Genomic DNA, 18,832 nt, shown 5'->3' with positions numbered 1-18,832 from the left:
GATATATTTTGCAACCTTAGCCTCCATACACTATGTTATCGGGAGATTACTTCGTCTGATAAGGAGTTGTGTGTGTCTTTGGATAAATGTCAGAAATATGAAAATTTATCAATTGAAGAGGTATTGGATAAACTTTCATTGTTATATACAAATGCAATTGATTCATTACGAGATGCAATCGCTATTTATGTTAAAGATGGCCGCATACCTGAAAATGCTGAACGGGAAAATGGTTTATTTGCCTACCCAGAGCTATGCGTAACATGGTTAGGGGAAGTTGATCACTGTGAAAAAACACGTGCTTATGCACGCTTTGTTAAACGCGGTAATTATACTGTCACGATAACTCAACCAGAACTATTTCGGGCTTATTTAGTTGAGCAGCTTTCTATTTTACAACAAGACTATGATGTATCTTTTACGGTTCGCCCATCCAAAACAGAAATTCCCTACCCATTTGTGATTGATGGTTCAGATTTAGTCCTAGACCGTAGTATGAGCAGTCGTCTTGCTGCACATTTTCCGATTACAGACTTATCACATATTAGTGACGATATTACGGATGGTTTAAACCCAATAACTGATGAAATGCCATTATCGCATTTTGATGCGTTGCGGGTAGATTTCTCGTTAGCGCGCTTAAAACATTACACGGGTACACCGCCTGAGCACGTCCAACCTTATATTTTATTTACGAACTATAACCGTTATGTGGATGAATTTGTGAGCTGGGCATGCGAACAAATTCGAGACCCTGAAAGCCGCTATATTGCTTTGTCTTGTGTTGGTCACAATTATTTAACGGATGAAAATGCAGACCCACAAATTGCAACTTCCGATTTAACATGGAAAAAGTTCCAAATGCCTGCATACCATCTGATTGCAAAAGATGGCTCTGGTATCACATTAGTGAATATTGGCGTTGGCCCTTCAAATGCAAAAAACATTTGTGATCACCTTGCTGTATTAAGGCCGCATACCTGGCTAATGATTGGTCATTGTGGTGGTTTACGAGAAAGCCAAAAAATTGGTGATTATGTGTTAGCTCATGCTTATTTACGTGATGACCATATTTTAGATGATGTATTACCGCCAGATATTCCTATTCCAAGTATCGCAGAGGTTCAGCGTGCTCTTTATGATGCAACAAAACAGGTAAGTAATATGCCTGGTGAGTTGGTCAAACAGCGACTACGTACTGGAACGGTAGTTACCACAGATGATAGAAACTGGGAACTGCGTTTTTTTGCAACCGCACGTCGGTTTAGTTTAAGCCGTGCGGTCGCGGTGGATATGGAAAGTGCAACAATCGCAGCGCAAGGTTATCGTTTCCGAGTACCTTATGGCACACTGCTTTGCGTTTCAGATAAACCTCTGCATGGTGAAATTAAATTACCGGGACAAGCCAATAGTTTTTATGAAGGAGCGATATCCGAACACTTACAAATAGGTATTCGTGCTATTGATTTATTAAGGCAAGAAGGGGATAAATTACATTCTAGGAAATTAAGAACTTTTGATGAACCGCCATTTAGATAGCAAGGAGATGCCATCTATGAATTTGATACCAGAAATTGAAACGGATAGGTTGATTTTATCCAAACATCAGGTAAGTGACTTTCCTGCACTGACCAAGTTATGGGCAACAGAATCTATGGTACGCCATATTGGTGGCGTTCCATCTTCAGAGCGTGAATCGTGGATGAGAATGCTTGCGTATGGAGGGCTGTGGCCATTACTGGGGTTTGGTTATTGGGCTGTGCGCGAAAAAAACACGAGGCAGTATATAGGGGATTTAGGCTTTGCTGATTTTCACCGCATGGTTGAGCCTAAAGTTAAAGGGGTCCCTGAAGCTGGTTGGGTAATAGCACCTGAATTTCAAGGTCAAGGTTATGCAAGCGAGGCGATGAGCGCCGCTCTAATGTGGTTAAAAAAACAAAAAAAACATAAGCAATCAATTTGTTTTATTGAGCCGAGAAATATAGCGTCTTTGCGTGTTGCTGAAAAAGTAGGCTATGTTGTCGACCGTGAAATATTTATGAACGGTTGCATTACGGTATTATTACGCCAGGAATTAGATGTTGCATAACTAGTTGATGTAGTTATTTAATCATGAATTTTTATTGCATAACGGGTTATTATTTTATGTATGATGAGCTAGATATTTCCCAAGTTAGCCAGTTATCAGGTTTGGCACCCTCTACACTTCGTTATTATGAGGAAAGAGGGTTAATTAAACCGATAGGCAGAAAAGGGCTAAAACGGGTTTATCATGGCAAAGAAGTTATAACCCGTTTATCTTTGATTTCGCTAGGGCAGGAGGCAAAGTTCTCACTTGAAGAAATAGCTGAAATGCTAAACCATAAAGGGGGCCCTAAAATTGAACGAGAAAGTTTACTGGCAAAAGCGGATGAGATTGAACAAACCCTGCAAAGTCTGTCAGTTTTAAAAAATGGTATTTTACATATTGCTAATTGCCCTGAAGAGAATCATTTTTTATGCCCTAACTTCCAAAAGATTATGGCAAGTCGTTTAAAATTAAACCAGTTAAAGAAAAAAGGACCCTGATTATATTATCCCACTTTTGATAATAATGAATCCTAATTTCAAGCATAGAATGGGATGGCTAATCTGATTACACTGCTAAAATTGTAGTAACGATTTTAGGGAAATTATGACAACTCATTTTTTGGCGTTTGAAAAACCGATTATTGAACTTAACGAAAAAATAGCAGCTTTGATCGCCTTTAAACAAAAAGGCCACCCATCTGAAATTAAACTCGATGAAGAAATCCAATTATTAAAGAAAAAAAGCCTCTCATTGACTAAAACAATATTTTCATCACTTGGTGCATGGGAGGTTGTTCAGTTAGCTAGGCACCCATTAAGGCCTTATACCTTAGATTATATCCCATTAATATTTACTGAGTTTCAAGAGCTTGCAGGTGATCGCGCATTTGCTGATGATAAAGCAATGGTAGGCGGGCTCGCGCGTTTAGACGGTAAGCCTGTGATGGTTATTGGCCAACAAAAAGGGCGTACAACGAAAGAAAAAGTGATGCGCAACTTTGGAATGCCCTCACCAGAGGGGTATCGAAAAGCATTGCGTTTAATGAAAATGGCGGAACGCTTTCAGTTACCCGTCATTATTTTCATTGATTCAGCAGGGGCCTATCCGGGTGTTGGTGCGGAAGAACGAGGGCAAGCTGAAGCTATTGCCCGTAATATTATCGAAATGTCTCGTTTAAAAACACCGATCATTTGTGTGATAACAGGGGAAGGCTGTTCAGGTGGTGCATTAGGGATAGGTGTAGGGGACAGAATAAATATGCTGGAATACAGTACTTATGCAGCAATATCACCGGAAGGGTGCGCATCTATTTTATGGAAAGATGCACAAAAAGCCCAAATAGCCGCGGAAGTGATGGGGATGACAGCTCCTAGATTAAAAGACCTCGGAATTATCGATACAATTATACCTGAGCCAATGGGAGGAGCACACCGTGACTATACATTGGCAGCCGAGCACTTAAAGCAGCAGTTATTGGTCGATTTAGCTGAATTAACTCAATTAGATATAGACACATTGCTCGCTTCTCGTTATCAAAAAATAATGGATTTCGGTTATTGTTAATGTTATTAGTTCAGGCCCATATGTTGTGGAGCATGGAGGAAATATGACGGTTGACCTGAATTTATTGAAAGTTTTTATTGCGGTAGCCACTCAAGGGAATTTTGTGAATGCGGCAAAGCAGCTTTCCATGCCTACATCAAATGTAAGCCGTTATATTAAACAACTGGAACATCAACTAAATAGCCAATTAATTGAGCGAACAACGCGGCAAATGCGTTTAACCGAGGCCGGTAATATATTATTTGCTCAAAGCCAAAAACTGGTAGATGAATTGGAGCAAGTCGTCCAGAGAATTTGTCACCCTCAAGCGCTCACAGGGACATTGAAGCTGACTATTCCCAGTGAGTCTGGTAGTTTATTATTGGCTGATTTACTCGCAAAATTTGCATTATTGCATCCCCAACTAAATATCCATTGTGATACTCAATTAACACCACAAGATGTTATCAGTGACGATATTGATTTATTGCTGACTTTTCATCGGGGCCATCTCGAAGACAGTAGTTATCACTCACGGTTAATTAAATCATGGCCAAGTGCGGTAGTCGCATCACCAAAATTAATTGAAAAAACGGGAAAACCTTCTACAGTGGCTGATTTGGCTAGTGTGCCTTGCATTTCAAGTTTAAGCGCTTTACAAGGGCAGCCGTGGATATTTATTGATGCACATGACCGCCAGCAAAAAGTAGTAATAAACAGCACATATCGGGTTAACAGTGGGTTACTTGCTAATGCCGCTGCGGCAAACGGCGTAGGTTACGCGATTTTATCGTTAGAGGCTTGTCGTGAGCAAATACAGCAAGGGGTACTTGAGTTGATTGAATTTGGTGATATAAAACCTGCACCTATTGAGTTACGTGCTGTTTATGCCAGTCGCAGTGCATTATCACCAAAGATAGCTGCGTTTTTAAATTATTTATTACAGCAAATATAACAAGCTTACTACCGGTTAAATCGTGGGTCAAAAGCAAAGTCGAGGGGCTTAATGGTTTGGGTCACTTTTTGAAATTGCGGGTGCATAGGGTTAATAATGGCATTATATTCATAAGGAATAATACAAGAAGGGACAATTAAGGCTAGGCTGTCTTGGTTCGTTAACCAGGTTGTGCCTATGTCCATTGTGGAGGTAGGTGCTGGGTCACGCTGCCAATCATCAGGGAGATGCTCTACTGACAGCTTCATCACATACCTATCGTTGATCTCAATTGATAATAAAGTGAAATGATTAAGCACGGTATCTTGGTTTATATGAACGAGAATTTCTAAAGCAGCTAATGAAATACTTGTTGATGTGTAGATAGCGGGCGTACCTTTATGGTTCCAGCGCCCACCGTATAACCTAGCACCTTGACCGGACCACGCATCATGAGCAAAGTCAGATTTAATCAAACGATATAAAATCATGAAAAAACACCGTGTTCAATGCGGCCAATAAGGTCGATAACTTCAAGAGCACCACTTTCAGTGGCAATCAACTCTATAGGGCGCGTATGTCCTAAGCCTTTCACGGGGTGATTCAACCAATCACTTGCCATTGACTTATCACCATTGAATAAGCGTACAGCGGCATCAAATACACGCACTAAGCGAGCAATTCTTTCACTTTCATCGGCATTGAGTGGCTGACCTGCATTTCTACGTCTTGCCACATTGCGCTCATTAATACCTGAAATACGGAGTAATTCAGATTTGCTGATGCCAGACCATTCTTGAATGTTGTCTAACACCGTAACGGAAAGACCTTGTCGTAGGAAATGAGTGAGTTCGATACCACGTTCTGCGGGTAGGCCAGCAAAGCGCCATAGGGGCTTAAAAGGTGGCGTGGCGGGTTGGGTTGGGAGTGCTGGAATATAGTTTCTCATTGAATACCTCCTGACATTTGTCTTGTTTATTATAGACAATTGTCAGTAAGGTGTAAAATGAAAGATTAAAAAATAGCCATTGGTAAAGGCTATTTATCGCCTCGAAAACGCGTTGTGAGGCCTTTTAGAAAGTAACGAAGTAGCTGGTCTCCACATTCACGGTAGTTTTTATGCCCGGGTTTACGAAAAATGGCATTTAGTTCGGGTTTTGAAACACGAAAGTCAGCGAGTTGGTAAATTTCAATCATATCAGTGTCTTTTAGTTCAAAAGCGACACGTAATTTTTTGAGAATAATATTGTTGTTTAAACGAGTATCGATTTCAGGTGCAGGACGACTTTCATCTTTACCACGGCGATAATAAATCAGCCCATTCAAAAAATGCCCCATTACATTATCATTACATTCAATGTATTCAGGGTCTGTATCTTTCTTTAACCAACTCACCATGTCTTCTTTTGAAATTGTGAGGTCTGCTAGTTTTACGATATTAACCATCTGAGCATCGCTCAAGTCCAACATATAGCGAATACTACGTAAAACATAATTATTAAGCATGGTTGTATTTTATCCATTATTTATAAAATTAATTAACGCAATCATATTGTTTGCATTAATGGTTACCGTGACAACGCTGACAAGATATTGTTTGAAAAGAAACTTGCGATGACGAGGTGGCTATTATGAGGGAATAACAGGATAAAGCAAAGCACTGAACGATGCTTTACCCCATGTAGTGTTATCTAGCCCATAAAATAAATAAGGGAATAGAAAAAGACTAAGGTAAGCCCAACGGTTAATAGCATATTTTTAAGCACTGAAGCTACGACCACACAAAAGAGAGCACCCCAAAGGTAAGGGTTGTCTGGGAAGCTGCGAATCTCATGGTTTTCTAGCAAAATTACAGGTGCGCAAATAGCGGTCAATAAGCAGGGAGCCGAATAGCTCAAAGCTTGACGAACGACAAGGGGTAACCGTATTGGTAATTGGGGGATTAGAAAAATATAGCGCAGAGTAAAAACAATAGCGGTTAAGCTAATAATTAACAACCAGATCATTTTTCCTCCTTCAATAAACGTGAAACTGCGACAGAGACAAACATCCCACCAACGCCTGCGATAACAATAGCACTACTGAAGGAGTACATTGAAAGTATGATAGCGACAACGAGTGAAAAGATAACTCCGCAAAGTGTACTTATTTTTCTTGTTAATGGAACGACGATTGCGAGCAAAGTTGCAACCACAGAAAAATCAAGATGTAATCGACTTAAATCGCCCACAATATTGGCCATCGCAATCCCGCAAAGACTGGTAATTAACCAAACCAGATAAAAACTAAAACCTGCACCAAAGAGATAAGGAAAACTTAAACTCTGGCGTTTTGCTGCACTAATCGCAAATAACTCATCTGTCAGTAAGAAGCCGATACTAAGGCGCTGAGGCGTTGTAAAGTCTTTAACTTGGGGTCGCAGTGTCAACCCATATAGTAAGTGTTGAGAAGTAATAAAGAAAACCGAGATAATAATCGTGATATAACCAGCACCAGAATTAAGTAACCCAAGTGTAACTAATTGAGCAGCACCAGCAAATACCATGGCTGACATGGCAAGACTTTGCCAAAAATCAAGCCCTGTTTCGACAGCCATAGAGCCAGCGAGGACTCCCCATGGAATAACGGCAAGGTTGAGAGGGGCAGTGTGAACAGCGCCGTTCATCATTGCTTTTTGCCATGAGTGATGTTGTTGAGAATACATGTAGATATATACCTATTATGAGTAAAAATAATTATAGCAATATAATTTATATTAAAGACTTATAACTCAATGGGATAAAACAAGATTGCTCTTTTATATCCACCTGATTACGTGCCATTGATCATTTCAAGCCCACCAAGGCCTTGTAAATGAAAGTAATGGGTACTTTCCATAGCATTCCCAAAAGTGAGTCGTTTATGAGCTATTTTTATTAAGCGACTTATTGATAGCATTATTTTAATAACAACTAATAAGCAGAAAGATGGCATTTGGAATACTAATTTATATAGGGTGTTTAATAAATAGATGTTAGTGCCATAGCTACTTTTATGTAATACAGGCTGTTATGTTATATCTTGAAATACAAACTTAATCACTACTGCTAATAGATGGCCACAAAAAGTTTAAAACTCCAATTAATTAAGAAATGTAAGCATAAAAACACGCTGGTAATTTATTTTCAGCACGCCACTGAATAGGGTGACCGATCTGGTTTTATGTTCTGTTATAGATGCCAAAGACTTATTGGTTAAGCTGGTTTTTTGTTTATATGTAGATAATAAATCCATATTGAAATTATTAATTAGTGATATATTTCATATAAAACAGAAGATCTGTATCATAGTAACCATTAAGAAAGAATGTGAATTTTTTGTTATAACTTTTATAGAGTTAGCAGGTTTACTATGCTTGAAAATCTCGGTATTACAAACTTATGGACTTATCTTATTGGTGTAATATTTATTACTCTGGTACCCGGCCCTAATTCTTTATTTGTTTTAACGAGCAGTGCAAAATATGGCGTAAAAAATGGTTATAAAGCAGCGTTAGGTGTTTTTACTGGTGATGCTGTACTCATATTTTTATCATTTTTGGGTGTCGCTTCATTGGTGAAAACCTCCCCTATATTCTTTAGCGTCATAAAATATGCAGGGGCAGCTTATTTATTTTATTTAGGGATTAAAACACTCTATAGCGTTCTACATAAAAAAGACACGGCGGGTGATGTTGATTCTATTGTCCTTGCCACTAAAGGGACATTTAAAAAAGCCGTCTTTTTAAGTTTACTTAACCCCAAAATGATCATTTTTTATGTGTCGTTCTTTATCCAATTTATAGACCCTGCTTACCCAAGCGCTGGAGTGCCATTTTTCATTCTGGGCCTCATTTTAGAAACTTGCAGTATGATTTATTTATCATTACTAATTTTTGGTGCAGTTGCAGTGACTAATATGGTGAAACACAATAAAAAATTATCCAAATTTTCCAATAGCTGTATTGGTGCCGTGTTTCTAATGTTTGGTGTGAAACTGGCTTTAACCGCATAGGGATAAATTATCCTACTACCTACTAATAGCCGATGGTATATCGGCTATTTTTATGGAGACTAACGTTTCATCACTGTAACCTGCTCATGGTTCACTATCCGTTCCTCGACATCTTTCCAGCCCATTCGACGATAGAGTTGCTGCATATCCGGAGTGTATAAGTAAAGGCTTTGGCCTATCAGGTTGTGATAGTAGTTATATAATTCTTCAATAAGTTTACTGCCCATTTTATGTCCGCGGGCTTCAGGGACTGTGAGCACTTCGCCTAGCCACCAAGTAGCTTGGTGGACACCCGTTAATTCATGCAAAATAGTACTTGCAGTAGCAAGGAGATTGCCATTTTTATCCGCATAACAAGATAGTATTTGCGGGTTGTCATGACTACAGCGTTCTATTAGCCGCATACGAATGGCAGAAATATTTTCCCACGGGGGTAAATGCCGCCATTCATGATGTAAGGCACTGCTAATTTGTTCAATAAGTTGTGTGTCCTGAGGTGTAACGACGATAAAGTGCATAGCATCCCTATTGAGCAGATAATATAAGTAATGGTGAAAGGGCGTCTAGTAGACTGAATATTTGCCTATAAATATAACTTATCACTTTATTTTTGTTATGGTTATACGTTTTTATGTGGCAATTCCCAGTATGTACCTAGGGTTTCGCAACAATATAGCGTGTCCATCATCTAATTGGTGAAGTAACAAATGTAGGGTAAATATTAAGTCTGGGTCGCTCCAATAGTGCGAAAATCTGTTATAGGTTATTTTTTCGCAACAGCACAGATAATAACGTCCTATGTTGTAATAATCATTAACCTACAACAGCAAGTGATATTGTTGTGACTAGGCTTACAATAACGCACGAAAAACTTGATGGTTTTTATTCGATTAGTTTTTAATAGTGTTGAATTAAAAGATAAATCTGGGGTTATTTATGCTAAAACATCTAATAGAAATTGCTAAAAATTATGCAAAGCCCGCAACCTTTAATGGGTATATAGAAAGCGGGCATGTAGCAGCTGCATTAGAAACAGAAGATGGTGAAATTTATAGTGGTGTGAGCATTGATTCAGCATGCTCATTGGGTTTTTGCGCTGAGCACGCTGCTGTCGCTGATATGTTAAAGGAAGGTAAGTCAGTAATTAAAGCTATTGTTGCTGTTGACTCATCAGGTTGTATCGTACCTCCTTGTGGACGATGCCGTGAGCTTCTTACTCAACTGTCGGATAAAAATAAAGAAACGATTGTGGGTGTGAGTGATGATGTGCAAGTGACATTAGCACAGTTAATGCCTTATGACTGGAAGGTAGCGCGTTGTTAATCTAATAAAAGAATGGTTACAAAATGAATAATGAAGTGAAGCACTATACAGCTACTGCGATGATCCGTAATGATAAAGGTGAGTTTTTATTACATGAACATCGTAAATTAGGGTTTTGGTTACCCCCCGGTGGCCATATTGAAGCGAATGAAGAACCACAGCAGGCTGTTTTTCGAGAGGTTCTTGAAGAAACGGGGTTGGAATGCAAGGTTATTGATTGTAGTTATCCTTTTAAATCAAAGGTAAAGGGGGTTCCTCCGACACAAGTATTGCCTTTACCTCTCGCGATTTTAAAAGAATTTATTGCTGATAAAACGCAAGGGGATCATTGGCATATTGATATGGTGTATTTGTGCGAATTATTGTCGCCAGCACAGCCTCCCATTGCGCCATTCAAATGGGTTGCATATGAGCAACTCGCCAAACTCAATATTCCTGAGGATGTGATTGAGTTGGCGAAAATGGTCAATGAATATTATCAACAGTGACTGGCAAGCCAACGCAAAATTAGCTCACGTTGAAAAACAACAAAGATAACCCTAACACGATAAGTAAAAGACCAATAACCTTATCCATCACAAGTTGGTAGTTAAGTACTTTATTACGTACAGTTGGGGTTGCAAAAAATAGGGCGATTAAACTAAACCAGACTAAATGGGCAAAAGAGATAAATAACCCGTAGCCTAGGTTTAACCAAACAGAGTTATTCACTTGGATGACTTGGCTATAGACAGAAACAACAAAAAACATTGTTTTGGGGTTTAACGCATTAGTTAAAAAGCCCGTTTTAAACGCGACAAAATGTGATAGCGACTGACCTTGGGAAGCACCTGTTGTTATCTTTATTTTATTTATAAATGACTTAAAACCTATATAAACCAAATAAAAAACACCAAGAAGTTTCACCACTAAAAATAAAGTGGGTGAGCTCATAATGATCACTGTAATGCCGAAAATAGTGTAAAAAACATGTACTTGTACACCGATAGCAATACCTAACGCACAAATTAACCCTGTCTTAGCCCCATAGGTATAGCTACTGCGCGTCACCATAGCAAAATCGGGACCTGGACTAATAACGGCCAAAATCGTAATAGTGGCAACAGCAATAATTTCATTCATATTAATTCCCTAAATGAGTAATAAAAACTTACTGAAAAGTCTTTGTTTTATCTTTCTAAGCTGGCTTATTATTTTTTATTATCAATAGATTGATTAAAACTAAAAAGCGATTTATCCTGACATAAATCTGTCAGTTTTTATTACCTATATGAAACTACCACCTTTAACTTCATTACGTTTTTTTGACGCAGCAGCTAAAGCAGGCAGCTTTGTTAAAGCTGCCGAAGAGTTAAATGTCACTCACAGCGCAATTAGCCGGCAAATTCGTTTATTGGAAGAACACCTTAATGTCGAGCTATTTGAGCGCAGAAACCGAGCTGTTTTTTTAACTGCAGAAGGGGCATTATTACTACAAACAACCACTTCTATATTTGAGCAATTGCGAGAAAGTGTCGAAAAAATCACCGCAAATAACACCTCTAATGTGGTAAGTTTATCTTGTGAGCCGACGATTGCGATGAAGTGGTTAATTCCTCGGTTGACTGATTTCTATCAACATTATCCAGATATTACGGTGCACTTGGTTGCCGCTGGAGGGCCTATTGATTTTACTAAAACCAATGTTGATTTAGCGCTTAGACGAAATGATTTCACATGGGATATGCACATTAGTGCGGTAAAAGTGTGCTCTGAACATATGGGGGTGGTTATTAGGCCCGAAATAGATTTTGCAGGGGGAATTGGCGACGCGACATTGTTATCAACAGCGTCGCGGCCAAATGCATGGCAAACTTGGCAGAAAATGAAAGGGGTATCTTTTCAAGGGAATAAGGTAATCACTTATGAACATTTTTATCTATGTATTCAAGCCGCATTAGCAGGGCAAGGTGTCGCATTGGCATCATTTTTGATGGTCGCTGATGAAGTTAAATCGAAGCAACTTTGTGCTCCAGATGGGTTTATGCAAGATGGCTCAGCGTATTATTTATTGTCGGTAAAACCCATCAAGCCTAAGAGTGCAGCAGATATTTTTACCCAGTGGTTAATCGATCAAGTGAATACAAGTATTAAAATAATCATAAATTAATATAGTTAACTATCAAAAAAGGATATTTTGGTTATTAATTCACCGAACCCCCCTGTCATATAAAGATTTTATGACATAACTATTTCCGTGCGTGCTATATTTCTCTGCTGGGTTTTATGTCTTATGTTGGAGCAGATAATGAGCAAAATACGGGTAGGTGTTATTTTCGGTGGTAAGTCAACGGAGCATGAAGTTTCTTTACAGTCCGCTAAAAATATTATCAATGGGCTAGATCGCAATAGGTTTGATGTATGCCTTTTAGGTATTAATAAAGAAGGGCAATGGCATGAATATAACGAAGCCGATTTCTTATTGCATGGTGATGACCCATCTCGTATTACATTAAATACACCAAAGCGTAGTATTGCGATTGTTCCAGGCAAGACATCCGAACAATTTATTTCTTTAGAAGACGCAAAGCCGCTCCCTCAAATCGATGTTATATTTCCAATTGTCCATGGTAATTTAGGTGAGGATGGGTCCTTACAAGGCCTTTTACGTATGGCTAATTTACCCTTTGTTGGGCCTGGAGTATTAGGTTCTTCGGCTTGTATGGATAAAGACGTAACGAAAAGGTTACTAAGAGATGCGGGTTTAAAAATTGCACCCTTTGTTACCGTTTTAAACAGTGAGCGCACCACAGTTAACTATGATGAAATAGTGGCTCAGTTAAGCCTACCTCTGTTTATTAAACCCGCTAATCAAGGCTCTTCAGTGGGTATTAATAAAGTCAGTAATCTAGCTGAATTTAACCAAGCCCTCGATTTTGCATTTTTATTCGATACTAAAGTGTTAATTGAAAGCGCAGTAAAAGGCCGCGAAATTGAATGTGCAGTGTTAGGCAATGAAAACCCACTAGCAAGCCCATGCGGTGAGATTGTTTTACATGATAGCTTCTATGCGTATCACACTAAGTATATTGATGAAAATGGTGCTTCTGTGGTTGCTCCAGCTCAGCTAGATGAAGCCGTTAGTGATAAAATTCGTGAGATTGCGTTATCGGCATACAGGGCATTAAATTGTAGCGGTATGTCGCGTGTTGATGTTTTCTTAACAGAAAATAATGATGTAGTTATTAATGAAATCAATACGTTGCCAGGTTTTACGAATATCAGTATGTATCCTAAGCTATGGCAACAAGGCGGTATGACATATCAGCAATTAATTAGTCGTTTGATTGAGTTAGGCATTGAAAAGTTCCAACAAACGGCGATGCTGAAAACAGCATGTGATGAAATTTAATCGTTGATTTATACTACCTCGGTAGTCTTTATGGCTACTGAGGTGATCCCAGACTACCAGCGTTAACCTATTAATCTCTCCTAAATTTGCGACTTTATATGTTCAAAAAATAGGCGGGTCTCCTTTGGCGAAGTCAGCCGAACAAACTGAATATGGCGCAAATTGATATTAGCCATATGTTTTAGGTTTCTTCTTTTATTTGGGTAGTATGTTTTTAGCTGCCATAAAATAATCGAATCACGGCTGAAAAAGGCGTTCTTCCAGCTTTCTTTATTACCTGTATTTTCCCACAGTTCTTGCCCTGAACGAATACGTGATAACGTGCGTATAATAGACTGATAAAGGGTTCGAGGTAATGAATAATCCAGCCAAACCACCATATCAACCTCTTTCCATTTAATGGGTTGAGTCCGTGTATAGTTTCCATCGAGCACCCAGCCTGATACGGATTCATTCAAGGCTGCGCTTAGTTTCTGGTTAAGCGCTTCATCCGAAGAACCTTGCCAATTTTCCAGCCAATATAGGCTATCCAATTCGATTGAAGGCACGTTTAATAGCGATGCAAGTTGTTGGCAAAGAGTCGTTTTACCGCTGCCACTGGTACCAATGATATTAATTTTCATGCAATGTAAATGTCAGATATATTTGTGGTAAATACGTAGAGAAGGCTGACTTAATGATAAATTTAATTGCCATCCACAGCGAATAAGTAAGTTATCAGCCACTGTGGTTGCACAAAAAATATGAGGGTATTGCTGTTTATCAATAACCCATTCAAGTTGTTCAAACAAAAACTTCCCGATACCCTGATTTCGTTTTCTGGGGATAACAAATGCAGCACCAACCCATGGAAATGCGGTGTTATCAGAAAAAAAAGTATCACTTTTCAATGCAATAAAACCACAAGGTATATCATGTTCAAAGGCGATGATCCCCATACCGACCCCTTCACGATGGCGATAGGAAGCAATATCTTGCCAAACATCACCTTTACCTAGAGGACCATAATGGGAGGGCCACTCTTGAAGGAACCACTGTACAAGCAATGGTTCCAGCTCAGGGAGGTCGTGCAAATAACGCCAATGACGTGAACTATTTACACCAGACATAGTTAATATAGCGGAACAAGGGCTCAAAACCGAATTTTTTATACAGGTCAAACCCTGCTTCTGAGGCATCAAGGAAACAATGTTCGACACCTTGCTGGCGGCAAAATGCTAAGGCGTAATCAATAAGTTGTGAAGCATACCCATGGCCTTGGTGCTTCGGCTCAGTACCGATATCATCGAAACGAGCAAGGGTACCTTCTATGGTCACTGTCATTGAAGTCGCTGGCTCACCATTGACGAGCAATACGAGGTGAAATTGTGGCGCACCTTGCTGTAATGCATCTTCATGGTAACGAACATACTCTTTAATGACTTCATCGTGTTCTTCAGATAAATAAAATGCAGCCACGAGAGGAGCGGCCCAGAGCGATAAGTCATGATTAGCCAGTACGATATCAACTTGGTTATTGGGCAGAGTGACCTCATTCTGTTTTGCAAGGGTCAACGCCATAGCGGTTGTGACACTGTCACGTTTGTAGTTTAATGATTCAGCCTGTTGCACAATTTGTGGCAACATTTCTTCAGGGATAACTAATGTGTGGTTTTTTCTTTGTGATATAAATAAGTTATGTGCCTGCATAAATGCATGGCTGGTGGAATCAGGTTGCAGATAAATGAAATTAAACGCAGGGGAGTTTAAGGGCGTCAAGTAGCAAATGGTATGCTGTGCTATTTGAATGCTATGTTCACAAATTGAAGTCCAAAACGTTTTTTCGATCGATTGGTAGTGTCTTAAGTAATAAAGCGGAATATTCATTTGTCAGTTACCTGATGCAAAACGAGTTAATCGATATGGGCCTAAAGCAGCGTGTTTTACACCATGTAATATTTCACTTTGAGCTAGCTGGCATATCAAAGGCGCTAATGTAATTGCTGCGTGCATACTGATAATATATAAACCTTCAAAATCAGCAACATTTCCAACAATTGGCATCTGATCTTTAGGCATAGGTCTCATTCCTATGAAAGTTTTATCAAGAGTTAGTGTATTACTACCTATAAATGAATTCTTGATTGTTGTAAGGGCATTTTGTGCGATATTGACTGCACTATGTATAGGCTGCTCATCAATATAATCTTCAGCGCAAACAATTTTACCAGAAGTCTCTGGGCGAAGCTCCATTGCGGGTGTTGAAATGATATGTTGAACCATTTTGACGGTATCTTGTTTCGTAAAATGGACAATAATTGAAGGAGATGCTGAAACTGGCAGCGTTATTCCTAATGAATTAATGATACCAGTTGCTCCAACTCCCGCAGTGACGACGGTTTGATCTGCGATGAAATTACCCTCGCTAGTCTTGACTCCTAAAATACGTTTATCACTAACATTTAAGGATAATACTTCGTGCTCAGGTAAGTATGTTACACCTTGTTTAATAGCAAGTTTTAACAAGGTTTGTGTGGTATTGACAGGGTCAATGCTACCTTCATCAGGGCAAAAAGCAGTAATAGCAGGTGAGATTTTTAAGTTAGGTTCCATCGCTTGCAACTCAATACGGTTTAACGCTTGGATGTTAAAACCTTGAGATTGGTGGCTATTGATGAATTCTTGGGTTTCTTTATCAGTCTTGTGCCAACTGATAGCACCAGACCAATTAATTTTTATCTCACCATGGGTTAATTTTTCCAACTGATGCCAACTCGCTAAAGCTTGCTGACGAAGCTGGCTATAACCATCTGGTCGCCCATATGAAACATTCAACCATGCGAAAGAGTGCTGTGTTACCCCTTGAGCAACATGGCCTTTATCTAGCAAAATAATCTTGCTATCACTCTCTTTTGATAAATACCATGCGAGTGTCACTCCGACAATGCCTGCACCAACGATAACAATAGTTTTTTTATGTTCAGAATGCATAAATTACCCAGACAGTCGCCATATAATGAAAACTACTATAAAGTTAAGGCAACAATTAATAAGCTATTATTTTAATTATATCCGATTAATTCATTAATGGCGCATTATTATTCGAACATTGATGCAGCATAGAAGTAAAATAGGGAAAGTAAATGAAGTACATTTTTGAGCAAGTAACGGTTTTTTCATCTAAAAAAATGGATGGCAATGCTTTGGCTGTTGTTGTAGGGGCTGACGATTTAACAGAAGAGCAAATGAATAAATTTGCAAAATGGACTAACTTAAGTGAAACCGTCTTTTTATTAAAACCAACAACACCTAAAGCGGATTACCGTGTGAGGATTTATACCACGGAAGGTGAACTCCCTTTTGCTGGGCACCCAACTTTAGGCAGTTGTTTTGTATGGCAGCAAACTTATGGTCGACCGCTAGACACCATAGTCCAAGAGTGCGGAGTGGGCTTAGTAACAATAAAACGAATAAATGGTAAGCTGGCATTTATGGCGCCACCACTAATTCGTGGTGGTGAAATAGAACAACAAGAAAAAAATAAAATTTTTAAAGCACTTGGGCTTACAGATGATGATGTCGTTGGCTGCAAATGGCTCGATAATGGCCCTGGTTGGCTTGGTATTGAACTTAAATCTGTTGAAAAACTATTGCACATTGAACCTGACTATTCCCAATTAAAGGGATATGACATTGGATTATGTGCCATTTGCCCTGAAGGTCATGATAAACAATTAGAGGTTAGGGCATTTTGTTGTTCCATAGCCGAAGAAGACCCTGTGACGGGAAGTTTTAATGCGGTGGCTGCACAGTGGTTAATCCCTCAGGGGAAATTACCGCAACAATATACTGCTGGCCAAGGTCAGTGCATTGGGCGCAATGGGTTAATTTATGTAACCGCTGATGATGAAGGGATCTGGGTTGCCGGTGATGTTGTTAACTGTATTAGCGGGACAGTAGAACTGGATTAAGAATGCATCATAAGGTGACTGACTTTGGTCAATCACCTTATGATGTTAAATCGATTACACGCGAATAAAACGTGTCACGAAAGCGATAATAATAAGTAATGCAGAGATCATCAGTAATGAGGTGGCTAATGATAGATGAAAGGCAACAAAACCGATTGCGGCAGGGCCTGCAAGAATACCTAAATAACCTAAGGTTGAAATTGCCGGGACAGCTAGTGATTCAGGCATAGTTTTTTGTTTCCCAGCAGCGGAAAACATGACAGGAACAATATTGGATGAACCAGCACCGACTAAAGCAAAGCCGATGATCGCCAATGTTAAAGACGGTGATAAAACGGCAATAACAAAACCAGAGCAAGCAATCAAAGCCCCTAAAAAAACCACACGTGCAGAACCTACTCGCATAACAATCTTGTCGCCGAATAACCGGCCAATAGTCATCATGGTTGCGAAGGCTGCAAAACCAAGTCCCCCTAGGGTTTCTTTTAAACCGTGATGCTCAATAAGAAATACGGCTCCCCAGTCTAATACTGCACCTTCAGAAAGAAAAACGGCAAAGCAAACAATCCCGATGATGAGCACAATCCCTTTAGGGACCGCAATCAGTGGCCCTGACGGCGCATTGGCATAAGGGAGCAGACCGTTATAGCAAACCATGAGTAAAATGAATGCAATTACAGAGATAATAACTGATGCAAGCACCGCTGAAGCGCCGAGGAGTAATATTAGGCTCATCGTACCGGCCCCCGCAATACCACCAATACTATAAAACCCATGAAATCCTGACATGATGGGTTTATTGGATGATTTTTCGACGATCACGGCTTGTACATTCATGGCACAATCTGTTAAACCGATAAAAATACCAAACAGTAATAAGCCGATTATTAACAAATTAATTTGCGATATGAAAGATAAAATAGGGAAGAGTAAACAAAACGCAATTGTTGAAAAAACCATTAATCGCCGACAACCATATTTTGCAGCCAGAGCGCCAGTCATTGGCATGGCAACGAGAGCACCACCCCCAAAGCAGAGCAGTAACATACCAAGGGTGGCATCATTTGCTGCCGTGTTAATCTTAATATAAGGCACTATAGCGGCCCACGCAGCGGTTACAAAACCTGCAATAAAAAAGATAATTCGTGTAGAAACTTGTTCTTTTTTGGCTGGCGCAGCGTGAATATTAACGTTTAATTGTTGGGTAGAGTGCATTTTTAATTACTTTACAATAAGATAAATAAAATTAACCATTATTTAAAATAGCGAGAATTTGCTCGTGGAGAATAGAGCAATCAAAGACAATAATGGCTCTTTTGCCATCAAAGTACTTGCCTTTAAGTGTACATCAGTAGGTTTAATCATAGGGACTAATGAAACAATATCATAAGGTTCTAGTGCGAATTTAACGCAAAAATAAATTTTTTTGTGGTTAGTGTCATCACTGAATAATATTCTCAGGTATTATGAGTCAATAAGACTAGTTAGGTCAGTATGAACAATAATTAGGCGGGAAAAACTATTTTGGGAACTCTGGATAGAAGATAGCTTGCTTAATCAGTGGCTAGACTTTTATTGTTATTTATCAT

The 18,832-nt window shown here is 39.2% G+C and carries 23 protein-coding genes; 11 read left to right on the top strand and 12 right to left on the bottom strand.

Translation table 11 applies throughout. From position 1 onward, the window contains the following. The first annotated feature begins 111 nt into the window (after positions 1 to 111). The 5 genes from M1F14_RS14410 to M1F14_RS14390 all read left to right on the top strand — a co-directional run bounded on the left by M1F14_RS14410 (position 112) and on the right by M1F14_RS14390 (position 4,568). Positions 112 to 1,539 carry an AMP nucleosidase gene (locus M1F14_RS14410; protein ID WP_370661193.1) on the top strand — a complete coding sequence of 476 codons (1,428 nt, stop codon included), beginning with the start codon at positions 112 to 114 and terminating at the stop codon, positions 1,537 to 1,539. A gap of 16 nt (positions 1,540 to 1,555) precedes the next feature. Continuing rightward, positions 1,556 to 2,089 carry a GNAT family N-acetyltransferase gene (locus tag M1F14_RS14405; RefSeq protein ID WP_226619150.1) on the top strand — a complete coding sequence of 178 codons (534 nt, stop codon included), beginning with the start codon at positions 1,556 to 1,558 and terminating at the stop codon, positions 2,087 to 2,089. A gap of 56 nt (positions 2,090 to 2,145) precedes the next feature. Continuing rightward, positions 2,146 to 2,568, top strand: a complete 423-nt coding sequence (locus tag M1F14_RS14400; RefSeq protein WP_042843814.1) for a helix-turn-helix domain-containing protein — start codon at positions 2,146 to 2,148, stop codon at positions 2,566 to 2,568. Positions 2,569 to 2,674: 106 nt separating this feature from the next. Beyond that, complete coding sequence (accA, locus tag M1F14_RS14395) at positions 2,675 to 3,634, top strand: acetyl-CoA carboxylase carboxyl transferase subunit alpha (protein ID WP_181469296.1); 960 nt, start codon at positions 2,675 to 2,677, stop codon at positions 3,632 to 3,634. A 43-nt stretch (positions 3,635 to 3,677) separates the two neighbouring features. Further along, positions 3,678 to 4,568 carry a LysR family transcriptional regulator gene (locus tag M1F14_RS14390; protein WP_181469297.1) on the top strand — a complete coding sequence of 297 codons (891 nt, stop codon included), beginning with the start codon at positions 3,678 to 3,680 and terminating at the stop codon, positions 4,566 to 4,568. Between the two features lie 8 nt (positions 4,569 to 4,576). Here M1F14_RS14390 and M1F14_RS14385 read toward each other — a convergent pair whose 3' ends face one another. From M1F14_RS14385 to M1F14_RS14365, 5 genes are all read right to left on the bottom strand, one after another. Beyond that, the gene (locus tag M1F14_RS14385) at positions 4,577 to 5,038 is read right to left on the bottom strand and encodes an RES family NAD+ phosphorylase (RefSeq protein ID WP_042843809.1); all 462 of its coding nucleotides are present in this window, start codon (positions 5,036 to 5,038) and stop codon (positions 4,577 to 4,579) included. Continuing rightward, positions 5,035 to 5,496: an antitoxin Xre-like helix-turn-helix domain-containing protein gene (locus tag M1F14_RS14380; RefSeq protein ID WP_048607179.1), complete on the bottom strand. Its 462-nt coding sequence runs from the start codon at positions 5,494 to 5,496 to the stop codon at positions 5,035 to 5,037. The genes M1F14_RS14385 and M1F14_RS14380 overlap by 4 nt, the downstream gene beginning before the upstream one ends. 89 nt (positions 5,497 to 5,585) lie before the next feature. Next, complete coding sequence (locus M1F14_RS14375) at positions 5,586 to 6,053, bottom strand: DUF1456 family protein (RefSeq protein ID WP_042843807.1); 468 nt, start codon at positions 6,051 to 6,053, stop codon at positions 5,586 to 5,588. A 185-nt stretch (positions 6,054 to 6,238) separates the two neighbouring features. Next, positions 6,239 to 6,553 carry an AzlD domain-containing protein gene (locus tag M1F14_RS14370; protein WP_042843806.1) on the bottom strand — a complete coding sequence of 105 codons (315 nt, stop codon included), beginning with the start codon at positions 6,551 to 6,553 and terminating at the stop codon, positions 6,239 to 6,241. Then, complete coding sequence (locus M1F14_RS14365; RefSeq protein WP_048607181.1) at positions 6,550 to 7,251, bottom strand: AzlC family ABC transporter permease; 702 nt, start codon at positions 7,249 to 7,251, stop codon at positions 6,550 to 6,552. Before M1F14_RS14365 ends, M1F14_RS14370 begins: the two co-directional genes overlap by 4 nt. A gap of 686 nt (positions 7,252 to 7,937) precedes the next feature. On the opposite strand from M1F14_RS14365, the gene leuE reads away from it, so the two are divergent. Further along, positions 7,938 to 8,579, top strand: a complete 642-nt coding sequence (gene leuE, locus M1F14_RS14360; protein ID WP_048607183.1) for a leucine efflux protein LeuE — start codon at positions 7,938 to 7,940, stop codon at positions 8,577 to 8,579. 59 nt (positions 8,580 to 8,638) lie between these two features. Here leuE and M1F14_RS14355 read toward each other — a convergent pair whose 3' ends face one another. Beyond that, positions 8,639 to 9,097 (bottom strand): GNAT family N-acetyltransferase, encoded by a 459-nt coding sequence (locus M1F14_RS14355; RefSeq protein ID WP_042843802.1) that lies wholly within the window; start codon positions 9,095 to 9,097, stop codon positions 8,639 to 8,641. 418 nt (positions 9,098 to 9,515) lie between these two features. Between M1F14_RS14355 and M1F14_RS14350 the strand changes: the two genes are divergently transcribed. After that, the gene (locus tag M1F14_RS14350; protein ID WP_048607185.1) at positions 9,516 to 9,902 is read left to right on the top strand and encodes a cytidine deaminase; all 387 of its coding nucleotides are present in this window, start codon (positions 9,516 to 9,518) and stop codon (positions 9,900 to 9,902) included. Positions 9,903 to 9,925: 23 nt separating this feature from the next. After that, positions 9,926 to 10,390 carry an NUDIX hydrolase gene (locus M1F14_RS14345; protein ID WP_042843800.1) on the top strand — a complete coding sequence of 155 codons (465 nt, stop codon included), beginning with the start codon at positions 9,926 to 9,928 and terminating at the stop codon, positions 10,388 to 10,390. 19 nt (positions 10,391 to 10,409) lie between these two features. Here M1F14_RS14345 and M1F14_RS14340 read toward each other — a convergent pair whose 3' ends face one another. Then, entirely contained in the window at positions 10,410 to 11,024 is a 615-nt protein-coding gene (locus M1F14_RS14340) for a LysE family translocator (protein WP_181469298.1), read from the bottom strand. 148 nt (positions 11,025 to 11,172) lie between these two features. Here M1F14_RS14340 and M1F14_RS14335 point away from each other — a divergent pair, with 148 nt between their 5' ends. Together M1F14_RS14335 and ddlA are read left to right on the top strand one after the other, a co-directional pair. After that, entirely contained in the window at positions 11,173 to 12,051 is an 879-nt protein-coding gene (locus tag M1F14_RS14335) for a LysR substrate-binding domain-containing protein (RefSeq protein WP_042843798.1), read from the top strand. A 138-nt stretch (positions 12,052 to 12,189) separates the two neighbouring features. Continuing rightward, positions 12,190 to 13,293 (top strand): D-alanine--D-alanine ligase, encoded by a 1,104-nt coding sequence (ddlA, locus tag M1F14_RS14330; protein WP_042843797.1) that lies wholly within the window; start codon positions 12,190 to 12,192, stop codon positions 13,291 to 13,293. 80 nt (positions 13,294 to 13,373) lie between these two features. Here the strand turns inward: ddlA and M1F14_RS14325 are convergent, their stop codons facing one another. Genes M1F14_RS14325 through M1F14_RS14310 form a run of 4 tightly spaced genes read right to left on the bottom strand, consistent with a single transcriptional unit; the run spans position 13,374 to position 16,263 of the window. Next, positions 13,374 to 13,916 carry an AAA family ATPase gene (locus M1F14_RS14325; protein WP_042843796.1) on the bottom strand — a complete coding sequence of 181 codons (543 nt, stop codon included), beginning with the start codon at positions 13,914 to 13,916 and terminating at the stop codon, positions 13,374 to 13,376. 12 nt (positions 13,917 to 13,928) lie between these two features. After that, positions 13,929 to 14,402 carry a GNAT family N-acetyltransferase gene (locus M1F14_RS14320; protein WP_048607191.1) on the bottom strand — a complete coding sequence of 158 codons (474 nt, stop codon included), beginning with the start codon at positions 14,400 to 14,402 and terminating at the stop codon, positions 13,929 to 13,931. Beyond that, positions 14,386 to 15,159, bottom strand: a complete 774-nt coding sequence (locus M1F14_RS14315; protein ID WP_042843795.1) for a GNAT family N-acetyltransferase — start codon at positions 15,157 to 15,159, stop codon at positions 14,386 to 14,388. The genes M1F14_RS14320 and M1F14_RS14315 overlap by 17 nt, the downstream gene beginning before the upstream one ends. A 3-nt stretch (positions 15,160 to 15,162) precedes the next feature. Further along, positions 15,163 to 16,263 (bottom strand): FAD-binding oxidoreductase, encoded by a 1,101-nt coding sequence (locus tag M1F14_RS14310; protein ID WP_042843794.1) that lies wholly within the window; start codon positions 16,261 to 16,263, stop codon positions 15,163 to 15,165. A gap of 152 nt (positions 16,264 to 16,415) precedes the next feature. On the opposite strand from M1F14_RS14310, the gene M1F14_RS14305 reads away from it, so the two are divergent. Beyond that, positions 16,416 to 17,243, top strand: coding sequence for a PhzF family phenazine biosynthesis protein (locus tag M1F14_RS14305; RefSeq protein WP_042843793.1), 828 nt, complete (start codon positions 16,416 to 16,418; stop codon positions 17,241 to 17,243). Between the two features lie 54 nt (positions 17,244 to 17,297). On the opposite strand, the gene M1F14_RS14300 is transcribed toward M1F14_RS14305, so the two are convergent. Then, positions 17,298 to 18,458, bottom strand: a complete 1,161-nt coding sequence (locus tag M1F14_RS14300) for an MFS transporter (RefSeq protein WP_181469299.1) — start codon at positions 18,456 to 18,458, stop codon at positions 17,298 to 17,300. Positions 18,459 to 18,832 lie beyond the last annotated feature (374 nt).

It is taken from the genome of Providencia sp. PROV003, assembly GCF_045040775.1.
Lineage (GTDB): Bacteria > Pseudomonadota > Gammaproteobacteria > Enterobacterales > Enterobacteriaceae > Providencia > Providencia huashanensis.
This window is presented reverse-complemented; position numbering and strand designations above follow the sequence as displayed.